The 19,439-nt window shown below is 67.4% G+C and carries 18 protein-coding genes, 1 tRNA gene and 1 rRNA gene; 1 reads left to right on the top strand and 19 read right to left on the bottom strand.

All coding sequences use genetic code 11. The features are described 5' to 3' along the window. Nucleotides 1–5: 5 nt before the first annotated feature. Nucleotides 6–644: a hypothetical protein gene (locus IDF66_RS20595; protein WP_223309945.1), complete on the top strand. Its 639-nt coding sequence runs from the start codon at nt 6–8 to the stop codon at nt 642–644. A gap of 155 nt (nt 645–799) precedes the next feature. Here IDF66_RS20595 and IDF66_RS20590 read toward each other — a convergent pair. The 19 genes from IDF66_RS20590 to rrf form a co-directional block, all read right to left on the bottom strand. Then, nucleotides 800–873 (bottom strand) — tRNA-Pro (locus IDF66_RS20590). Nucleotides 874–966: 93 nt separating this feature from the next. Then, on the bottom strand, nt 967–1,233 hold the full coding sequence (locus tag IDF66_RS20585; RefSeq protein ID WP_164307864.1) for a GlsB/YeaQ/YmgE family stress response membrane protein: 267 nt from the start codon (nt 1,231–1,233) through the stop codon (nt 967–969). A gap of 78 nt (nt 1,234–1,311) precedes the next feature. Next, a complete protein-coding gene (der, locus tag IDF66_RS20580; RefSeq protein ID WP_164307865.1) occupies nt 1,312–2,757 on the bottom strand; it encodes a ribosome biogenesis GTPase Der in 1,446 nt (481 codons plus the stop codon). Beyond that, entirely contained in the window at nt 2,754–3,452 is a 699-nt protein-coding gene (gene cmk / locus IDF66_RS20575; RefSeq protein WP_164307866.1) for a (d)CMP kinase, read from the bottom strand. Before cmk ends, der begins: the two co-directional genes overlap by 4 nt. Then, nucleotides 3,449–4,450 (bottom strand): pseudouridine synthase, encoded by a 1,002-nt coding sequence (locus tag IDF66_RS20570; protein ID WP_190268414.1) that lies wholly within the window; start codon nt 4,448–4,450, stop codon nt 3,449–3,451. The genes cmk and IDF66_RS20570 overlap by 4 nt, the downstream gene beginning before the upstream one ends. A 4-nt stretch (nt 4,451–4,454) precedes the next feature. Continuing rightward, nucleotides 4,455–5,240, bottom strand: a complete 786-nt coding sequence (scpB, locus tag IDF66_RS20565) for an SMC-Scp complex subunit ScpB (RefSeq protein WP_190268413.1) — start codon at nt 5,238–5,240, stop codon at nt 4,455–4,457. Then, a complete protein-coding gene (locus IDF66_RS20560; RefSeq protein ID WP_223309944.1) occupies nt 5,237–6,220 on the bottom strand; it encodes a segregation and condensation protein A in 984 nt (327 codons plus the stop codon). Before IDF66_RS20560 ends, scpB begins: the two co-directional genes overlap by 4 nt. Further along, on the bottom strand, nt 6,217–7,158 hold the full coding sequence (locus IDF66_RS20555; protein ID WP_164307869.1) for a ParA family protein: 942 nt from the start codon (nt 7,156–7,158) through the stop codon (nt 6,217–6,219). The genes IDF66_RS20560 and IDF66_RS20555 overlap by 4 nt, the downstream gene beginning before the upstream one ends. A 116-nt stretch (nt 7,159–7,274) precedes the next feature. After that, a complete protein-coding gene (gene xerD, locus IDF66_RS20550; protein WP_164307870.1) occupies nt 7,275–8,216 on the bottom strand; it encodes a site-specific tyrosine recombinase XerD in 942 nt (313 codons plus the stop codon). Then, nucleotides 8,213–8,785 carry an NUDIX hydrolase gene (locus IDF66_RS20545; RefSeq protein WP_317628817.1) on the bottom strand — a complete coding sequence of 191 codons (573 nt, stop codon included), beginning with the start codon at nt 8,783–8,785 and terminating at the stop codon, nt 8,213–8,215. The genes xerD and IDF66_RS20545 overlap by 4 nt, the downstream gene beginning before the upstream one ends. Nucleotides 8,786–8,880: 95 nt before the next feature. Then, a complete protein-coding gene (locus IDF66_RS20540; RefSeq protein WP_190268412.1) occupies nt 8,881–10,626 on the bottom strand; it encodes a CTP synthase in 1,746 nt (581 codons plus the stop codon). A 115-nt stretch (nt 10,627–10,741) separates the two neighbouring features. Next, nucleotides 10,742–11,677, bottom strand: coding sequence for a copper transporter (locus tag IDF66_RS20535; RefSeq protein WP_190268411.1), 936 nt, complete (start codon nt 11,675–11,677; stop codon nt 10,742–10,744). A gap of 3 nt (nt 11,678–11,680) precedes the next feature. Further along, entirely contained in the window at nt 11,681–12,868 is a 1,188-nt protein-coding gene (steA, locus tag IDF66_RS20530; protein WP_164307873.1) for a putative cytokinetic ring protein SteA, read from the bottom strand. A gap of 94 nt (nt 12,869–12,962) precedes the next feature. Continuing rightward, complete coding sequence (gene recN / locus IDF66_RS20525) at nt 12,963–14,744, bottom strand: DNA repair protein RecN (RefSeq protein WP_190268410.1); 1,782 nt, start codon at nt 14,742–14,744, stop codon at nt 12,963–12,965. A 2-nt stretch (nt 14,745–14,746) separates the two neighbouring features. Further along, nucleotides 14,747–15,751 (bottom strand): NAD kinase, encoded by a 1,005-nt coding sequence (locus tag IDF66_RS20520; protein ID WP_203588804.1) that lies wholly within the window; start codon nt 15,749–15,751, stop codon nt 14,747–14,749. Between the two features lie 23 nt (nt 15,752–15,774). Next, nucleotides 15,775–16,731 carry a TlyA family RNA methyltransferase gene (locus IDF66_RS20515; protein ID WP_190268409.1) on the bottom strand — a complete coding sequence of 319 codons (957 nt, stop codon included), beginning with the start codon at nt 16,729–16,731 and terminating at the stop codon, nt 15,775–15,777. A 14-nt stretch (nt 16,732–16,745) separates the two neighbouring features. Continuing rightward, nucleotides 16,746–17,084: a hypothetical protein gene (locus IDF66_RS20510; RefSeq protein WP_223309943.1), complete on the bottom strand. Its 339-nt coding sequence runs from the start codon at nt 17,082–17,084 to the stop codon at nt 16,746–16,748. A 13-nt stretch (nt 17,085–17,097) separates the two neighbouring features. Continuing rightward, the gene (locus tag IDF66_RS20505) at nt 17,098–19,161 is read right to left on the bottom strand and encodes an HAD-IIA family hydrolase (protein ID WP_190268408.1); all 2,064 of its coding nucleotides are present in this window, start codon (nt 19,159–19,161) and stop codon (nt 17,098–17,100) included. A 158-nt stretch (nt 19,162–19,319) separates the two neighbouring features. Next, nucleotides 19,320–19,436: ribosomal RNA gene (rrf, locus tag IDF66_RS20500) — 5S ribosomal RNA — on the bottom strand. Nucleotides 19,437–19,439 lie beyond the last annotated feature (3 nt).

Raw genomic sequence — 19,439 nt, 5'->3', positions numbered from 1 at the left:
ACTCGATGAGTACGACCACGACCGGCACACCGGATACCCAGATCGACGACACCGACACCGCCACCACCGATGACGTGGGCACCGCCCAGACGAGCGACACGACGGAGCCCGGCAGGCGGCCACGGCGTGAGGTATCGATCTCGTTGTCGACGGTGATCGTCGGAGGCGTGATCGTGGCTTTGCTCGCCGCCACCTGCGTATTCGCCGGTCTGTGGTTCTCCGCGCGGTCGACGATCTCCGACAGTGAAGCTCGTGCGGCCGACGCCCGTCGGGCCGAGCAGATCGCCACCGACTACGCCGTCGGTGCCGCGACCACCGATTATCGTGATCTCGATACCTGGTTCGACAAACTCAAGACCGACACGAGCCCGCAGCTGACGGCGAAGTTCGATTCGACCGCGCCTGCGCTGAAGCAGATCCTCGTACCGCTGAACTGGGTCTCCACGGCCACACCCGTCACCGCGAAGGTGTCGTCGGAGAACAATGGGGTCTACCAGGTGGATGCTTTCGTCAGTGTGAACTCGACGAGCAAGCAGGCGCCGAACGGTGCCAAGACCACCGTGACCTACAACGTCCGAGTAAATGGCAACGACGACTGGAAGATCACCGATGTCGGCGGGCTGGGCGGCGGTCTGCCGAACTAGCCTGATCCATCGGCCTTGTGCTGGAAAAGCACGGTGACGATGCGCCCACAACTGCGCATCGTGGCATCGACGGTACGCACCGATTCGGGCCACGGCCTTCCTCGCGCCACAACGACGAAGTCCCGAAACCCATCGGGTTTCCGGGACCATTCGTGTCGGGCTGACAGGATTTGAACCTGCGACCACTTGACCCCCAGTCAAGTGCGCTACCAAACTGCGCCACAGCCCGTTGCCCCGCAAGCGGGGCGTTGATGAGCGTAGCCGACGAGCCTCGGTTCGATCCAATCGCCTGGTCAGGCGCGCCGGACCGACCGCCGAGTGCTCAGTTCGCCGGCGAACGCTTCTTGTACCAGATCCACCCGCCGGTCACGAGGAGCGCACCGACGATCGACCCGATGATGCCGCTGGCGCGGAAGTTGATCCCGTCACCCGACAGCAGGCTGATCAACAGTCCACCGACGAAGGAACCGACGAGGCCGGCGACGATCGCCAGCCCCCAGTCGATAGTCCACATGTTCTTGCCGCCGATGATCAGCTGTGCAAGAGCGCCGATGACCATTCCGAACACGATGATTCCCAAGATGAGCACGAGTGGAAGTATCGCACGACCGATCGCAGCGGCCGGACACACGGTCGCCCGCGCGTCCGGAATCCGCCGCTAACCACGTCAGCGCTTGCGGCGCTGCTCCCGCTTGTCGCGGACACGCACATTCACCCGCACCGGCGAACCGTCGAAGTTGAACTCCTCACGCAGCCGGCGCTCGAGGAATCGACGGTATCCCGCCTCCAGGAAGCCCGTCGTGAACAGGACGAACGTCGGCGGTCTGGTGGCGGCCTGCGTGGCGAACATGACGCGCGGCTGGCGTCCGCCACGCAGCGGCGGCGGCGTGGCGGCAATGACCTCTTTGAGCCAGTTGTTGAGGCGACCGGTGCCGACGCGTTTGTCCCACGACTCCAGAGCACCCTCGATCGCGGGCACCAGCTTCTGCACCGACCGTCCGGTGCTCGCCGAGATGTTGACCCGTCTCGCCCAGGGCACCCGGGCCAGTTCCCGGTCGATCTCCTTGTCGAGCTGGTAACGACGATCCTCGTCGACCAGATCCCACTTGTTGAAGGCGATCACCAGAGCGCGGCCGCTCTCGATGATCATCGACAGCACGCGGAGATCCTGTTCGGTGATCGGCTCGGAGGAGTCGATGAGCAGGATCGCGACCTCGGCTGCGTCGAGCGCGGCGCGCGTGCGCAGCGACGCGTAGTACTCGTGACCGCTTGCCGTCCGAACCTTGCGGCGCAGGCCGGCCGTGTCGACGAACTGCCACGTGGTGCCATCGATCTCGATGAGCTCGTCGACCGGGTCAACGGTGGTGCCGGCGACATTGTCGACCACCGACCGATGCGTACCTGCCAGCTTGTTCAGCAGAGAGCTCTTCCCGACATTGGGTTTACCCACCAGCGCGACGCGGCGGGGCCCGCCGAGCGTCGGCGCCTCACGAGGCGTCTCCGGGAGCACGTCGAGAATCACGTCGAGCAGGTCACCGGCACCGCGGCCGTGCGCGGCCGAGACCGGGTAAGGCTCGCCGAGCCCCAATGACCAGAGAGCCGCGGTCTCGGCTTCGGCTCGCTCGCTGTCGACCTTGTTGGCGGCCAGGATGACCGGCGTCTTGGAGCGACGCAGCACCCGGGCGACGGCCTCGTCGGTCGTGGTGGCCCCGACGGTTGCATCGACCACCAGGACGATGGCGTCCGCAGTGCGCATGGCTTGTTCGGCCTGTGTCGCCACAGCCTGCTGCAGGCCCTTGGCGTCGGGTTCCCATCCGCCGGTGTCGACGACGGTGAACCGGCGTCCGGACCAACTCGCGGAGTACGAGACCCGATCACGGGTGACACCGGGAATGTCCTCGACGACGGCCTCGCGACGCCCGAGAATGCGGTTGACCAGCGTCGACTTCCCCACGTTCGGTCGGCCTACGATGGCGAGCACCGGCATCGGGGTGCCGTCGATGGGCTCCCCGTCGACGTCGAAATCGGTCAGCTGCCAGTCGGCTTCGTCCGACCACGTGCCGTCACCCGGCAACGCCAGTTCGTCCCCGCCGGTGATGTTCTGCTCGCTCACGACTGCACTCCGATCCGGTCGCGGACCAGGGCGCCGAGGGTCTCGACGACCTGGTCGCGGGTCAGGTCACTGGTGTCGACGATCACGGCGTCGTCTGCAGGACGCAGTGGCGACACCGCACGGGTCGAGTCGAGATGATCACGTCGATTGACACCGTTCAACACCTCCGCCAGGTCGCTCGGGCGCCCCGCCGCGACATTCTGCTGATGCCGCCGAGCCGCCCGCGCCTCGGGCGTGGCGGTCAGGAAGACTTTGAGGTCCGCGTCCGGGAACACCACGGTCCCGATATCGCGCCCCTCCACCACGACGAACGATCCCTGCGCCGCACGGCGTTGGACCGCAACGAGTTTGGTGCGTACCGACGGCACCGCCGAGACTGCCGAGACCGCGTCGGTCACCACGTCGGTCCGGATCTCGGCGGAGACGTCGACGCCGTCGAGGAGAGTTGTGGAACTGCCGGCGAGCACGTTCAGACCGATGTCGGCCCTGGTCACCACGGCGCCGATCGAGTCCGTGTCATCAAGCGCGACACCGGCATTCAGCACGGCGAGGGTGGCCGCTCGGTACATGGCACCGGTGTCCAGGAAGTGTGCGCCGACGCGATCGGCGAGGATCCGCGACACCGTGGACTTTCCGGTTCCGGCGGGACCGTCGATGGCGATGACATGCGTGCCGACCGCGTCGTCGTGACTCACAGCCCCACCGCCTTGTACAGCGCGCCGATCTCGTTCTTACCCAGTACGCGCAGGCTGCCGGGCCGCTGCTCACCGAGAGAGACCGCGCCGATGTTGGTGCGCACCAGGCTGGTCACCGGGAATCCGACCTCTTCCATCATGCGCCGGACGATCCTGTTTCGGCCTTCGTGCAATGTGATCCGCACCAGCGACTGGCCTTCGTGAACGCCGACGACCGTGAAACCGTCGACTGCCACCGGGCCGTCCTCGAGCTCGATTCCGTCCTTGAGGGTGCGACCGACCGAGCGCGGCACCTCGCCACGGAGCTCGGCCATATAGGTCTTGGGCACCTCGAACGAGGGATGCATGAGGCGGTGGGCGAGCTCGCCGTCGTTGGTCAGCAACAGCAGTCCCTCGGTGTCGGCGTCGAGCCTGCCCACGTGGAAGAGTCGCTGCCCGGCCATCACACGTTCGGCGACGATGTCGCCGATGCACGGTCGGCCCTGGTCGTCGGACATCGTGGACTGCCAGCCCTTGGGCTTGTTGAGGGCCAGATACTGCCGGGTCTCGTCGATCACGACCCGCGCACCGTCCACCCGGATCACCGCGGTGTCGGGGTTGATGCGCATCCCCTGCTCGGTGACGATCTGCCCGTCGACGTCGACGCGACCCGCGGCGATGAGCTCCTCGGCACCGCGACGCGATGCGACGCCAGCAGAGGCGAGCACCTTCTGCAACCGCACGCCGTCTTCGACGTAGGTGGCGCCAGTCGCACCCGGATCCTGGGCCGGGGTCTGGTGACGAGCCGGTTTCGCGTTGTTCAGACGCACCTTGCCCGACGTCACGTTGGGCTTCGACGAGCCTTTGCGATGCGTCTTCTTGGACGAGCGGCCCTCACTCACGGCACCTGCGCCACCGTGCCCTTTGTTGCCCGTCTTGGGAGTGTTCTTGCCTGTCTTCTGGGCGCGCGACGTCTTCTTGCGCGGGCCCGGTGTGCCGTCTCGGCTAGCGGATGCCATGTCATCAGTCCTGGTCGTCGGGGTCCGGGGCGGACGTCGATGAGTGCTGTTCGTCCGTTCCGGGTGAATCCTTCTCCATCGAGTCTGACCGGTGACCACCGAGTTTGGCGAATCGCGGGTCCGACGAGATCTCCTCATCGAGGTCGTCGATCACGTCGATGTCGGGCAACAGCGGCGCGAGATCGGGCAATTCGGTCAGGGATGCGAGGCCGAGACGCTCGAGGAACATCTCTGTGGTGGCGTAGGTGATGGCCGAGGTCTGGGGGTCGGTGCCGACCTCGTCGATCAGGCCACGGGCCACCAGCGTGCGGATCACGCCGTCCACGTTGACGCCGCGGATGGCGCTCACACGTGCACGGGTGACCGGCTGACGGTAGGCGATCACCGCCAGCGTCTCCAGCGCCGCCCGGGTGAGCTTCGATCGGGCGCCGTCGAGCAGCAGACGCTCGACATAGGGGGCGAACTCGGCCCGCGTGTAGAACCGCCAGCCGTCACCGGCGTACCGAAGGTCGATCCCGCTGCCGGACTCGGTGAGTTCGTCCGCCATGCGCGTCAGCATCGTGCGTACCCGCAGTCGATCCTGATCGACCGCGGTGGCCAGTTCGTCCGTGGTGGCGGGCGTGTCGACCACCAGCAGGACCGCTTCGAGCGCCGATCGCAACCGGCCGTCGTCGAGGACGATCTCCTCCTCGACCTCGAGGGCGCTCTGCTCGGCGTCGAGGGTCGTCGGTCCCGCGGCCGGGTCCGGGACTCCGGTGGTTTCTGTCGTCGGATCCGGCTCGTCGGTCATCCGTAGTCCTCCGCCCTGTCGATGTTGACGTCGTCCACGTCTCGGTCTCCGGTCCAGTTCACCCGCAACTCCCCCAGTGCCTCGGGTTGTTCGAATGTGACGGCCTGCTCGCGGAAGAGCTCCAGCAGCCCGAGGAACCGGCCGATCACCTCGAGGCCGGACTCGCATTCGGCGACCAGCTCACCGAAGCTCAGCCAATCACCGGGTCGCATGGCGAGCATCTCGGCGAGGCGACGGGCCTGCTCGGGGACCGAGACCTGCGAGGCGTGCAAGTGGTCCAGGCCCACGGTCGGGGTCGGTCGAGGTGTCATCGCGGTCGCCGCGACCTGGGCGAATCCTCGGGCGTCGACGCCGATGGTCACCTCGGGCAGGAGATCCTCGAACTGCTGTTCCAGCGACACGGCCCTCGGATAGCGCTGCAGCGCAGCCGCTTCCAACTCCCCGAACAACGCGGCCACCTGTTTGTAGGCACGGTACTGCAACAGCCGCGCGAACAGCAGGTCTCTCGCCTCGAGCAGGGCCAGATCCTCGGGGTCGTCGATCTCCCCGGACGGCAGCAGCCGCGCCGCCTTCAGATCGAGAAGCGTCGCCGCGACAACGAGGAACTCGGTGGTCTGCTCCAGGCCCATCTCGGGCCCGAGGTCACGGGTGTAAGCGATGAAGTCGTCGGTCACCTCGTGCAGCGCGACCTCGGTCACATCGAGGCGATGCTGGCTGATGAGGTTCAGGAGCAGGTCGAACGGACCCTCGAAGTTCCGGAGACGGACCTGGAAACCCGTCGGCTTCTCATCTGCCGCCTCCGGCGTGTCCGGCGCCGACTCGGTCGTGGCACCGTCGGCGACCACCGGCTCGGTCACTGCACTGTCAGACACACCTTCGTCGGACACCGCGGTTTCGGACACTGCATTGTCGGACACCGCACTGTCGGACACCGCACTGTCGGACACCGCACTGTCGGACACCGGGTCGCCGTCGGTCATGCCTGCCGGGAGTCGCGCGCGATCACCTCGCGCGCCAGCGCCCGGTAGGCCTTGGCTCCCGCCGACTTCGGCGCCCAGGACGTGATGGGTTCACCCGCGACGCTCGTCTCGGGGAATCGCACCGTCCGGCTGATGACGGTGTCGTAGACGGCGTCGCCGAACACCTCGACCACGCGGGCCATCACCTCTCGCGAATGCAATGTGCGCGCGTCGAACATGGTCACCAGAATCCCGCCGAGATTCAGACGCGGGTTGAGACGATCACGGACCTTGTCGACGGTGTCGGTCAGCAGGGCAAGCCCGCGCAGACTGAAGTATTCGCATTCCATCGGGATGACGACGGTATCCGAGCAGGCGAGCGCGTTCACGGTGAGCAAGCCCAGTGACGGCTGGCAGTCGATCAGCACGAAGTCGTAGCGATCGAGCACCGGGTGGAGGGCCCGGGCCAGCGATTGCTCGCGACCGACCTCGGTGACCAGCTGGATCTCGGCGGCCGACAGGTCGATGTTGCTGGGCAACAGGTCGAGGCCGTCGACCCTGGTGCGCATCAGCACGTCGTCGGTGGCGGCCTGTGGCGGTACCAGCAGGTTGTAGACGGTCTGGTCGAGATCGTGATGCGGAACGCCGAGACCCGCCGACAACGCGCCCTGCGGGTCCAGGTCCACGAGCAGCACCCGACGGCCGTATTCGGCCAACGCCGCACCGAGATTGATCGTCGACGTGGTCTTGCCGACGCCGCCCTTCTGGTTGCAGACGGCCACCACCGTGGCCGGGCCGTGCCGGTCCAGTGGGACCGGTTCGGGGATGTCGCGATAGGGCCGACCGGTCGGACCCATCTCGGTCTCGTGTTCGGTCTCCTCGTCGGCGTCATGGGACGGCGCGACAGAGATCCGGTATTGGTCATCGGCAGCGGACCGCGGGGCCCCCGGGGTGCTCACGTGTCCGCCGCTCCCATCTCTCGTCTCGACCTCGAACAGGACCCAGCCTAGTGGGTCACCTGGCCGATTCGGCGGAGCATCGCCGACAACCGACCCGGGACCGTTTCCGTGGACGCTCACCGCGCCCGCGGATGGGCCGTGGCGTAGACCTCGCGCATGGTGTTCACCGTCACCAGGGTGTAGACCTGTGTGGTGGTCACCGATGCGTGGCCGAGGAGTTCCTGCACGACGCGAACGTCGGCACCGCCGTCGAGTAGATGAGTGGCAAAGCTGTGCCGCAACGTGTGCGGCGACACCGCCTTGTCCAGGCCGGCCCGTGCAGCGGCGTCTGCCAACACCTGCCACGCACTCTGCCGGGACAGCCGGCCACCGCGCGCGTTGAGGAACAGCGCAGGATTCGCCCGGCTCGCGAGGGCCGGCCGACCGCGCACCAGGTATGCCTCCAGCGCATCGATCGCCGGACCGCCGACCGGGACGACGCGTTCCTTGCCGCCCTTGCCGCACAGTCGAACCGCGCGTGTCGTCGCGTCGATGTCGTCCACGTCGAGGGCGGTCGCCTCGGAGATCCGCGCACCGCAGCTGTAGAGCAGTTCGAGCAGGGCCCGGTCCCGCAGGGCACGGGGATGATCGGGCGCCCCCGCCGATTCGAGAATCGCGAGAACCTCGTCGACCGGCAACGATTTCGGGAGGCGACGGGCCGGACGCGGCGGGCGGACGGCATGGGCGACATCCGCCTCGACGACGCCCTCGGCCGCGGCGAACTTGTGGAATCCGCGAACCGCGACGAGTGTCCGCGCGATCGAGCTGTCGGCCAGCGGCGCCGAACCGGTGTCGGGGTCACCACGACGAAGCTGCACGAGGAATTCCCGGACATCGTTCTCGGTCACTTCGGCCAGGGAGTCGATCCCCCGTGCTCCGAGGTAGTCCGCATAACGTCCGAGGTCCCGCCGATAGGAGCTGACGGTGTTGGCGGCGGCGCCGCGTTCGACGGTGAGGTGATCGAGGTACCGGGTCACGTGCTCCGCCGCGCTGTCGGTCGATACCGTGTGTCCCGTCATCGCCGGTCCCGGCGCTCACGCAACGCCGTCGGTTCGTCGGTCCAGGGCGCGGTCACCGCCCGCAGCGATGTCGCCCGCGCATCGGCTGCTGCCAGCGCGAGGATGCCGGCCACACTCGTCGCGTTGACGATCTCACCGGACAGGGTCCGGGAGACCGCGTCCTCGAGGGCCACCCACTCGACAGACATGTCGGCCTCCTCGTCGTGCCGCTCCGAGGCCTCGAGTCCGCGAAGATCTTGCGCGAGGTAGAGCCGGAGCGCCTCGTCGGTGAAACCCGGCGACAGGTCGAGATCGACGAGCACCTGCCAGTGCTCGGCGGCGAGGTCGACCTCCTCGGCCAGCTCACGCTGTGCCGCCGCGAGCGGGGTCTCACCGGGACCGGCATCGAGCAGGCCTGCCGGCAGCTCGAGTAGCCGCCTGCCGATCGGATGCCGGTACTGCCGGACCATCGCGATCCGCCCCCGCGCGTCGCGGGCGACCACCGCGACCGCGCCGAAGTGTTCGACGACCTCACGTTCGGCGACGCGCCCACCGGGCATCTCGACCTCGTCGACCCGCAAGGTGAGAATCGCACCGTCGTAAACGGTTCGGGTCCCCTGGACGGTGAACGCGTGCTGCCTGTCGACTGCGTCGTCGCCTGACCGTACGTCGGGATCGGGCCCGTTCAAGCGCCGCGTTCCTCGGCACCGTCGGCGTCCTCGACCTCTCCCGTGGCGGGACGCTCGTAGTCACCGATGTCCACCGGGAGCCGTTCGGCAGCCTTGTATTTCAGTGCCGCGTCGATGAACGAGCGGAACAGCGGGTGTGGCCGGGTCGGCCGGCTCTTCAGTTCCGGATGCGCCTGGGTGGCGACCAGGAACGGATGCACCGACGTCGGATACTCCACGAACTCCACGAGATGGCCGTCGGGCGAGGTCCCGGAGAACACCAGCCCGGAGGCCGCGATCTTGTCGCGGTACCCGTTGTTGACCTCGAAGCGGTGTCGGTGCCGCTCGGAGACCCGGGTCGTCCCGTACGCCTCTGCGACGACACTGTCCGGTTCGAGAGAGGCCGGATAGGCACCGAGCCGCATCGTTCCGCCCAGATCCGCCTCGCCGGCCACCGCGTCGGCCTGGTCGGCCATCGTCGAGATGACGGGATAGGGCGTATCCGGATCGAACTCGGTCGAACTCGCGTCGTCGAGACCGGCGGCGCGAGCCGCTTCGATCACCACGCACTGCAATCCGAGGCAGAGACCCAGCAACGGAATCCCGCGTTTACGGGCGTAGCTGATCGCGCCCACTTTGCCCTCGATACCGCGGATCCCGAAACCACCGGGGATGAGCACCGCATGCACGTCACCGAGCGCAGCCTGCGCACCCTCGGGGGTGGCGCAGTCGTCGGACGGGACCCATTTGATCTCGGTACGCGCCCTCCAGGCGAAGCCACCCGCGCGAATCGCCTCGGTGACCGACAGATACGCGTCGGGCAGGTCCACGTACTTCCCCACCAGCGCGACGGTCACCGTCTCCCGCGGATCGTGGACTCGCTTGAGGAGCTCACCCCACTCGGTCCAGTCCACATCTCGGAACGGCAGGCCCAGCTTGCGCACCACGTAGGCATCGAGCTGCTCGCGGTGCAGGACCTTCGGGATGTCATAGATCGACGGCGCGTCCGGCGTGGAGATGACCCCCTCGAGCTCGACGTCGCACATGAGGGCGATCTTCTTCTTGAGACCTTCGGGGACCTCCCGATCGCATCGGAGAATGAGCGCGTCGGGCTGGATGCCGACGTTGCGCAATGCGGCCACCGAATGCTGGGTCGGCTTGGTCTTGAGTTCGCCGGAAGGGGCGAGATACGGGACCAGCGAGACGTGCAGGAAGAACACGTTGTCGCGCCCGACGTCGTGGCGGATCTGCCGTGCCGCTTCGATGAACGGCTGTGACTCGATGTCGCCGACGGTTCCACCGATCTCGGTGATCACCACATCGGGCGCCTCACCGTCTTCGCCCGGCTCGCGCATCGCGAGGACACGCGACTTGAGTTCGTCGGTGATGTGCGGAATCACCTGGACCGTCTCACCCAGATACTCTCCGCGGCGTTCCTTGGCGATCACCGTCGAATAGACCTGCCCGGTGGTCACATTCGCGGACTGCGAGAGGTTGCGGTCCAGGAAGCGCTCGTAATGTCCGACGTCGAGATCGGTCTCGGCACCGTCCTCGGTGACGAACACCTCACCGTGTTGGAAGGGGTTCATCGTGCCGGGGTCGACATTGAGATAGGGATCGAGCTTCTGCATCGTGACGCGAAGGCCGCGAGAGGTCAGAAGTTGTCCCAGGCTCGATGCGGTCAGTCCCTTGCCAAGGGACGACGCAACACCGCCCGTCACAAAGATGTGTTTGGTGTCGTGCACGTGGCGAAGTGGTCGCAATGCGTCTCCCGTCGGCCGATCCAGGCCAGAAAACCCTGATTACCTACGGGACTCCAGGGTAACACCTCTGTGCCGGTTCGACGGACGCCACACCGTGAGACGGCGCCCGACCGCGTCAGGCGGCCGGGCCCGACTGGGCTCCCACGGTGATCGCCTTGGCGCCCGGCCCGGTGCCGTAGGCACCCGTCCGGCCGTCCGCCTCGTCCGCCAGGGCCAGCACGGCAGTGATCCGGCCCGTCTGCTGGTCGACGTTGTCGATCGTGGACACCGCGTTGCCGAGGCCGGGATCAGAACGCACCACGGCGATCGGCGATCCGCCCGTCGCCGAACCGGTACGGCCGAGCAGCGCACCGCCCTGGCCGCGGGCCGACATCGAACCGGCGAGTCGCGCGGTCAACTGACCCTGGGCTCCGGCGTCGGCACCGAGCGGATCACCCGTGACCACGACGACCAGGTCGGCCGGTGAGACCGCGCCGTCGGCGTAGTCGATGAATCCGCCTTCGCGCAGGGCCTGCAGGCCCAGCCGGGTGTCCCCGGCCGATGCTGCCGACTGCCCGTCCCGGTGCAGGGTGAGCGCACCGAGCAGGTCACCGACACGACCTCCCGAATCGGTGAGCTCGGTGCGCAGCGTCGCGCCGGGCGGGATCGTCTGATCGACGATCGTGCGTACCTGTTCCGCGTTCTGGTCGCGCACCAGCGAATCGGTCAGCGCGATCTGTCCGGCGAAACGCCCACCCGCCGACGCAATCGACTCCTTGACCGCGTCCACATCGGCGTCCGCTGCGTTCGGAGCACTGACGACCAGCACCGACTGCCCCTTCAGGGTGCCGGCGATCAGACGCGCTCCGATGGCTGCGTCAAAACTGTTGGCCGCGTTGACCTGCTCGTTGAGTTGGTCGCGTTGCTTCTCGAGGTCGCCGATCCGGTCCCGCGATGTCCCGGTGACCGAGTTGACCCGATCCCCGATGAAGCCGGACCCGAGGAACAGACCGACTGCAAGCGCGAGGAAGACCGCGACGAGCGAGATCGCGTGCTGCCTGAGAGAGATCATCGATCACCTGTTCCAGACGTCTCGCGCCCACTCGACGGCATTGTGGTATTGCGCGACGGCCCAGTCGCTCACGTCGGGTCCCATGTTGGAGAGCATGATCGCCGCGATCACAGCGATCAGCGCGGCCAGCACCACGCAGGCGATCGCAGCACCCGAGATCCGGCTCCGATACAGCGTTGCGACGGCCTTGGCGTCCACCAGCTTCGGACCGACCTTGAGACGGGTCAGGAAGGTCGACGGATTGCTCTCGCGCCGTGAGCGATCGAAGAAGTCGTCGAGCGTTCCCCCGTAACCGACCGTCACGATGAGATCCGCACCGTGGTAATCCGCGAGCAGCAGGGCGAGATCTGCCGCGGCTCCCGCCGCGGGGAACGTCGTGGCGCCGACCCCCAGATCCTGAATACGTGCCAATCCTTGGGCGTGGCCGTCGGTGTCCGCCGGAAGTACCAGCTGTGCACCGCATTTGAGCGTCGCCGCCTTCATCTCGTCGGGATCGCCGACGATCACGGCTGGCTTGTACCCGGCTTTCAGCAAGGTGTCGGCACCGGCCCCGACACCGATGAGGACCGGTGAGTACTCCTTGATGAAGGGCTTCAGTGCGCGCAGGTCCGTACCCCGATCCGCCCCGTCGGCCACGATCACCACGTGCCGCGCCGCGAGGTCGGCGTCGATGTCGGGTACCCCGACCCCGTCGATCAACAGCGGCGACTCGCTCCTGATGAACTCGATCGTGTTGCCCGAGAATGCTTCCAGATGATCGACCAGCCCGGTCTTCGCCTCGATCATCAAGTCCGCGATGTCGCGTTCCTCGAGTTGCTGCCCCAGCGCGAGACGTCGTTCCCCGACGTACAGACGATCGTTGTCGATGCGGAGCTTGGCCCCGTCCTTCACCCGCTTGAAGACTTCGTCACCCACGTCGTCGAGCAGGACGATGCCCGAGGCGACGAGCACCTCCGGACCGAGATTCGGATACCTGCCGGAGATCGACCTGGACGCGTTGACCACTGCGACGACGTTGGCCTGCACCAGGGCGTCAGCGGTCATCCGGTCCAGGTCGACCTCGTCGAGGATGGCGATGTCGCCGGGGCCGATCCGATCGAGCAACCGGCGGGTGTTCTTGTCGATCCTGGCTATTCCGGAGACACCAGGGAGTTCATCGGTCGTACGGGCAAGCAGGGCAGGCATCTTCATGACGCCCATGATCACCATGCGGCCGCGACAGCATGGGGAGGCGCGCCGCAACAACTGCAACTTTTGTCACATGAGTAACACCCAATGGCGGGACCTAGGAGTCGTCGCGGTCCTGCTTCTCGCCTTCGGCGGTCGCCAGGAGTTCCTCCGCGTGCGCTCGCCCGGTGTCCGAATCACCGAGTCCTGCCAGCATCCGCGCGAGCTCGGCCACGCGTTCGTCACGATCCAGGGTGCGCACCGTGCTCGTGTGCTGTCGACGACTACGTCCGCCACCCGAGTTCTTGCCGATCACCAGGTGGTTGTCGGCGAATGCCGCCACTTGTGGCAGGTGGGTCACGACGATCACCTGATGTGCCCGGGCCAGGCCGGCCAGCCGCCGTCCGATCTCGACGGCAGCACGTCCGCCCACGCCGGCATCGACCTCGTCGAAGACCATGATCGATCCGCTGGTCGGTTCGGCCAGGACCACCTCGAGTGCAAGCATCACCCGCGACAATTCGCCGCCCGAGGCCGACCGCGCGATGGGCAGCGGCGTGGCACCTTTGTGCGCCAGCAACGCGAACTCGACGCGGTCGGCACCTGCGCTGCCTGCATGTGCCCGGTGACCGTCGAGCTCGATCGCCAGCCGATCGTCGGCGGCCGCGGGCTCGACGGCGACATCCACCGCGAGCGTGGTGTCACCCATCGCCAGTCCGCCGAGTTCCGCGGACACCTTCGACGCCATCGATTTCGCCGCAGTCTTCCGGCGGCGGTGAAGGGCGGCGGCGGCATCCTGCACTTTCGCCTGTGCTGCGGTGGCGGCGTTTTCGAGCTCTGTGATGGATTGTTGCGGGTCGTCGATCTCGGTCAGCCGGAGCTCGGCGGCGGTCCGCCAGGCGATCACCCCGTCGATGTCGGGTGCATATTTCCGCACCAGCGCCTTCAACTCCGCCTGGCGGGTGAGCAGTTTGTCCAGTTCGTCGGCGTCGGCGGGGAGGTCGGCCAAGAAGGAGGTCAGCTCCTCCCCCACGTCGGTGATCACCGTCAACGCCTCGGACACCCGCGGCAGCAGATCACGCAGCGAGTCGTCGGCGGCCGTCTCGAGGATCGTCCGCACCTGGCCGAGACCGTCGACGACCGATCCGGCGTCTCCCGCGACGATCTCGCGCGACTCGGCCCCTGCGGCACGGATCGTCTCCAGATCGGAGAGCCGACGGATCGTCGCAGCCAACTCGGCGTCCTCGCCGGGTTGGGGGTCGACGGCGGCGATCTCGTCCACGCCGAAGCGCAGACGATCGGCTTCCTGTGCCAGTTCACGATGATTGGTCCGGCGTGCGTCGAGTTCGTCGAGCACCTCGATCCAGGAGTCGCGGGCAGCACGGTAGGCGTCGGACGGCCCTGCGACCGATGACCCGGCGAACGTGTCGAGAGCGGCCCGCTGGTGTTCGGGCTTCAGCAGCCGGAGTTGATCGTTCTGACCGTGGATGGCCAGGAGCTGATTGGTCAGTCGGCCCATCACGCCGACCGGCACCGAGCGTCCGCCGAGATGGGCCCGGGACCGCCCATCGGCGTTCACCGATCGCACGGCGATCACGGTGCCGTCCTCGTCGACGTCGGCGCCGGACGACTCCAGGATCTCCTCGACCACCGGGTCACCGCCGTGTCCGGGCGACGAGCCTCCGTCAGCGAGACGGAAGCGACCTTCGACCGTCGCCTTGGTGTCGCCGGAGCGGACCCGGGTGGCATCCGCGCGGGCACCGGAGAGCAGGTGCAGGCTCGTGACGATCATCGTCTTGCCCGCACCGGTCTCGCCCGTCAGCACGGTGAACCCGGGATGGAATTGAGCAGAGGCCTGCTCGATGACACCCAGGCCTTCGATCGAGAGTTCTTCCAGCACGTCTAGGTCTGCCTCCCCCGCCAGCCCGTCACCGGTAGATCGAATTTTGTCACCAATCTGTCGGTGAAGGGATCCGAGTCGATACGCACCCACAGCACCGAACGGTCGCTGCGGACCACTTCCACACGTGCCCCCGCCGGGACATCGATGCGTCTTCGCCCGTCACACAGTGCCACAGCCGACCTGCCACCCTTGTCGATCTCCACTGCGATACGTGACCGCGGGCTGGTGACCAGCGGACGCGCGAACAGAGCGTGAGCGTTGCTCGGCACCACGAGCATGGCCTCCAGATCAGGCCACATCACCGGGCCGCCTGCGGAGAACGCGTAGGCGGTCGACCCCGTCGGCGTCGACACCAGGACGCCGTCGGCGCCGAATGCCGACACGGGGCGGCCATCGACCTCGGTGACGAGCTCGAGAACACCGTTGTTGGTCTTGTTCAGGATCGCGACCTCGTTCAGGGCCCAACTCCGCACCGGCGGATGGTCCGGCTGGGCCGGATCGATCACCGTGACGTCGAGGGTCATTCGCGGCTCGACTCGATAATCGCGGTCGATCAACTGTTGCATCACCTCGTCGATGCGATTGGCCTCTGCCTCGGCAAGAAAACCGATACGTCCCAGGTTGATGCCGAGGACCGGCACCTGCGCGGGATAGGCGAGCTCGGCGGCACGCAGGAAGGTTCCGTCGCCACCGAGGACGATCACCACCTCGCATCCCTCCGCGGACGCCGGTATCGCCGACGTGACCTCGACCGCGGCGCCGATGCGACGCAGATGCTCGGGATCGACGGGATGGCTCTCGGGTGGGTTGATCTCCGGCGCAACGTCCACCACGTCGATCTGTTGTTCGCGAGCCTTGGTGTCGTGGTCGACCACACGTAGTCTCACCCCGGCCCCGGCGCAATGGCGCGCGATGGCGTCCATCGTCTGCGTGACGATTTCCCGCCCGGTATGAGCGACCACCAAGAACTCTCGATGACCCGCCCGATCGGCGGCCGCGTCCATGGCCACAATGGTCCCTTCGTGTGTCAGCGGGGCCCGTTCTCGACGGCCCGGGTGATCATCTCGATCAGCGCCGGATCGTCGGACGTCCCCGGGGCGGGAGCGACGCCTTCGGCCGTGCCACCCGTCGCGTCCGTTCGGTCTTCGAGACTATCCGGCGACGACGGTTCCGCGCCGGGCCGGGCGTTCACGACATCGCCGTCGACGTTGTGGATCTGGGGCGGCCGCTCGTCGCCGACCTTGCGCAACCACAAGAAGTATTCGACGTTTCCCGATGGTCCGGGCAGCGGACTGGCCACCACGCCGCGCGTCTCCAGGCCGAACTGACGCGCTCGACGCGCCACCGCCAGCACCGCATCGATCCGCTGGTCGGGATCGCGCACCACCCCGCCCGCACCGACACGATCTTTGCCCACCTCGAACTGAGGTTTCACCATGGGCAGCAGGTCTGCCCCCGTCTTGGTGCACGCGGACAGTGCGGCCAGGACCAATGCCAACGAGATGAAGGACAGATCCGCGACCACCAGATCGACCGGGCCGCCGATCTCCTCGGGGGTGAGTCGCCGGACATTCGTTCGGTCGTGCACGGTGACCCGCGGGTCATTCTGGAGCCGCCAGACCAGCTGTCCGTAACCCACGTCCACGGCCACCACCTCGGCCGCCTCGCGCCGCAGCAAAACGTCGGTGAACCCACCGGTCGACGCCCCCGCATCCAGACAGCGGCGACCACCGACCAACAGCCCCTGTGGTTCGAACTCGTCGAGCGCACCGAGCAGCTTGTGCGCGCCGCGAGACGCCCAATCATCGGACACCGTCTCCAACACGAGGATCGGGGTGTCGCGGCCCACGTTGGTCGCCGGTTTCACTGCGACGACACCGTTGACCTTGACCAGCCCGTCGGCGATCAACGACCGGGCCTGCTCGCGCGACCGGGCCAGGCCGCGACGGACGAGCTCGGCGTCGAGGCGCGCACGTGGGGCCACCTGTCAGCAGCCCGTCATCGGGGATCGACGTCTTCCAGTGCCGTCGTCAACACATCGTGCGCCCGTTCGAGGAGTTCGGTCTGACGGGCCAGTGCTGCCAGATCAAAGGTCTCGCCCGCGGCCTGCCGTACCGAATCGACCTCCACGAGCAGCTGCGCGACCGTATCCGTGACGGTATCGGGATCGACCACCACGGGAGTCTCGTCGTCGGCGCCGTTCGACGGGCCACCGGTGGTCCGCGGCATCAGGTGTGGACCGGGTCGTGGACCCGGGACCGGCCCGTTCGATGCCGAACCGACCGACGAGGAGCCGGTCGGCTGCTCGTCGCGTCCTGATTCGCCCGGTTCGGTCATGGTGGGACCAACGCTAGCGCATCCGACCGACGCCGACGGACTCCAGGACGCCACGGACTTCGGTGTCGGAACCGGTGATCGACAGGTCGGCCGGGTCGAGCGCACCTTCGTCGATGGCCGACCACACCGCCGATGCGAGAGCCGGGATGAGGCTCTGCGGTGTCGCAGAGCCGACGCGGCTCACCGTGGCCGTCGGCCCGTCGAACTCGACCCGCCAACCGTCGTGGTCGCCGGCTCGCACGGTGTCGGCGTCGTGATAGAGACCCGTGAGATCCGAGATCACATAGGTCGGCCGTTGTTCGGGAGGCGCGACGAGGAGATCCGTCACCGAGCTCACCCCGGTCAGGACCAACACGCTGTCGACGCCCACCGAGTGCCCGCCCTCGATGTCGGTGTCCAGCCGGTCACCGACCACGAGCGGTCGCGAAGCACGACTGCGCGCTATCGCGTCAGCCATCAGCGGCGCAGCCGGTTTGCCCGCAACGAGCGGCTGCTGACCGGTGGCGTGGGCTACCGCGGCGACCATCGAGCCGTTCCCGACCAGCTTTCCTCGCTCAGACGGCAAGGTGGCGTCGGTGTTGCAGGCGATCCACAGAGCACCGGCGTTGATTGCCAGCGCCGCCTCCGACAGCTGGGCCCAACCGGTATCGGGCGAGTGCCCCTGGATGACGGCGGCAGGGCGGTCGTCGGCACTTCGCGTGACGCCGATCCCCACCTCGCGAACTTCCTGGGCGAGACCGTCGGTTCCGATCACGAGCGCGCGTGAACCGGGCTCGAGGTGTTCGGAGAGCAGCCGTGCAGCCGATTGCGCGCTGGTGACCACCTGATCCTCGGTCGCCGCGAAACCGAGCTCGACCAGGTGAGCAACCACCTCCGACGGCCGGCGGCTCGCATTGTTGGTGACGAAATATCGCGCGGTCTCCACGGTCTCGAGAGTCTCGCGGGCGCCCGGCAGGGCCCGCTGGCCCGCGAAGACGGTGCCGTCGAGGTCGAGCAGCAATGCGTCGTAGCGAGCTGCAAGCGACGTGTTGTCGGACGCGACCGGCGTCGCAGCGTCACGTGCGCGTCCGGACTCGGCGGGAGCTCGATGTGCCGGTTCCGGGGCGACAGCAACCCGCGCGGCGGTGTCGTCCGCGGCGCTGTCACGCCCCGCTGGGCCATCCGGGCCATCCGGAGTCGTCGCGTCGACCGGCGTCGTCCGGACACCGTCGGACGGGCGGCCGTCGGCCGGGTTCTCGTGGACTGCGACTCCGAGGGGCTCGTCGACGAGGTCCTCGCCGGGCAGGGCAGCATCGCCTGCCGGGACCGAATCGTCATCCGCATCGTCTGAGGACAGCTCGACGAGTCGCAGCTCGGCATCGGTGACGTCGTCGACGTCGGCCGACGCAGCATTCATGAACCAGGTGATCGACTCGTCTGTACGGCCCGCAGCATGCAAAGCGGATGCGTACGCGTAGTAGAGGCGGGCCGGTCCGGTGCCCGAGCGGCCCGGGGACAGGTCCTCGGACTGCAACGTGACCACTGCCTTACCCGGCTCACCCAGATCGATTCGCGCGCCCGATTCGACGATCCGCATCTCGGTGGCCTCGTCGCCCGTGAGCGCCCGGCCGTCCTCGCTGCGTGCGATCTCCACAGCACGAGCGGGCCGTCCCAGCCCACGCTCCGCGTCCGCGATCAGCGGCAGCAGGGCGGTGTTACCGGTGATCCGACGCGCGGCACGGAGCTCCGACAGGGCCTCCTGCCACTCACCCGCGTTGTACGCGGCGATGCCCATGGTCTCCCGGACCAGACCCACTCGGCCAGCCCGGCGACGTGCCGCACGGGCATGTTCGAGCGCGAGCGGCGGATCCTCGTCGAGCAGGCGCGTCACCATCACGAGATGGCGGGCCACATTCTCGGCGTTGGCCTTGTCGAGCGTCAGCAGATCACGACGTACATCGGTGTCCAGATCTGAGGCTGCCACGTCGACCGGCAATGCCGGTTCGTCCGGCCGGCCTGCCGACCCGGTGCCCCTGGTGGGACGATTCGGTCGCCCTGGACCCGCATCGCGTCGGCGGGGACGGTCACGATCACTCATAGCAGCCAATCTATGCCTCGAAGCCAGAAGTTCGGAATCGAATGGTCTCCCCGGGCGGACGCCGGTCCCGAGTCAGAATATCGGCGTCGTGGAGAAGACATGGCAACGGCCCCGTATTCGATTCTTTCGAATGAATACGAGGCCGTTGCTCGAGTTGTGTTCGGCGGTGTCCTACTCTCCCACACTGGTTAGGGTGCAGTACCATTGGCGCTGGAGGGCTTAGCTTCCGGGTTCGGAATGGGACCGGGCGTTTCCCCTCCGCTATGGCCGCCGTAACT

The organism is Gordonia hankookensis, assembly GCF_014673215.1.
GTDB classification, from domain to species: domain Bacteria; phylum Actinomycetota; class Actinomycetes; order Mycobacteriales; family Mycobacteriaceae; genus Gordonia; species Gordonia hankookensis.
Note: the sequence above shows the minus strand (reverse complement) of the source record. Positions and strands in the feature narration are given on the sequence as shown.

Excerpts from the sequence above, each read along its gene's own strand:
- IDF66_RS20595 (WP_223309945.1), top strand. The coding sequence starts at position 6 with ATGAGTACGACCACGACCGGCACACCGGATACCCAGATCGACGACACC.
- IDF66_RS20570 (WP_190268414.1), bottom strand. The coding sequence starts at position 4,450 with ATGGCATCCGCTAGCCGAGACGGCACACCGGGCCCGCGCAAGAAGACG.
- scpB (WP_190268413.1), bottom strand. The coding sequence starts at position 5,240 with ATGACCGACGAGCCGGATCCGACGACAGAAACCACCGGAGTCCCGGAC.
- IDF66_RS20560 (WP_223309944.1), bottom strand. The coding sequence starts at position 6,220 with ATGACCGACGGCGACCCGGTGTCCGACAGTGCGGTGTCCGACAGTGCG.
- xerD (WP_164307870.1), bottom strand. The coding sequence starts at position 8,216 with ATGACGGGACACACGGTATCGACCGACAGCGCGGCGGAGCACGTGACC.
- IDF66_RS20535 (WP_190268411.1), bottom strand. The coding sequence starts at position 11,677 with ATGATCTCTCTCAGGCAGCACGCGATCTCGCTCGTCGCGGTCTTCCTC.
- steA (WP_164307873.1), bottom strand. The coding sequence starts at position 12,868 with ATGAAGATGCCTGCCCTGCTTGCCCGTACGACCGATGAACTCCCTGGT.
- IDF66_RS20520 (WP_203588804.1), bottom strand. The coding sequence starts at position 15,751 with ATGGACGCGGCCGCCGATCGGGCGGGTCATCGAGAGTTCTTGGTGGTC.
- IDF66_RS20510 (WP_223309943.1), bottom strand. The coding sequence starts at position 17,084 with ATGACCGAACCGGGCGAATCAGGACGCGACGAGCAGCCGACCGGCTCC.
- IDF66_RS20505 (WP_190268408.1), bottom strand. The coding sequence starts at position 19,161 with ATGAGTGATCGTGACCGTCCCCGCCGACGCGATGCGGGTCCAGGGCGA.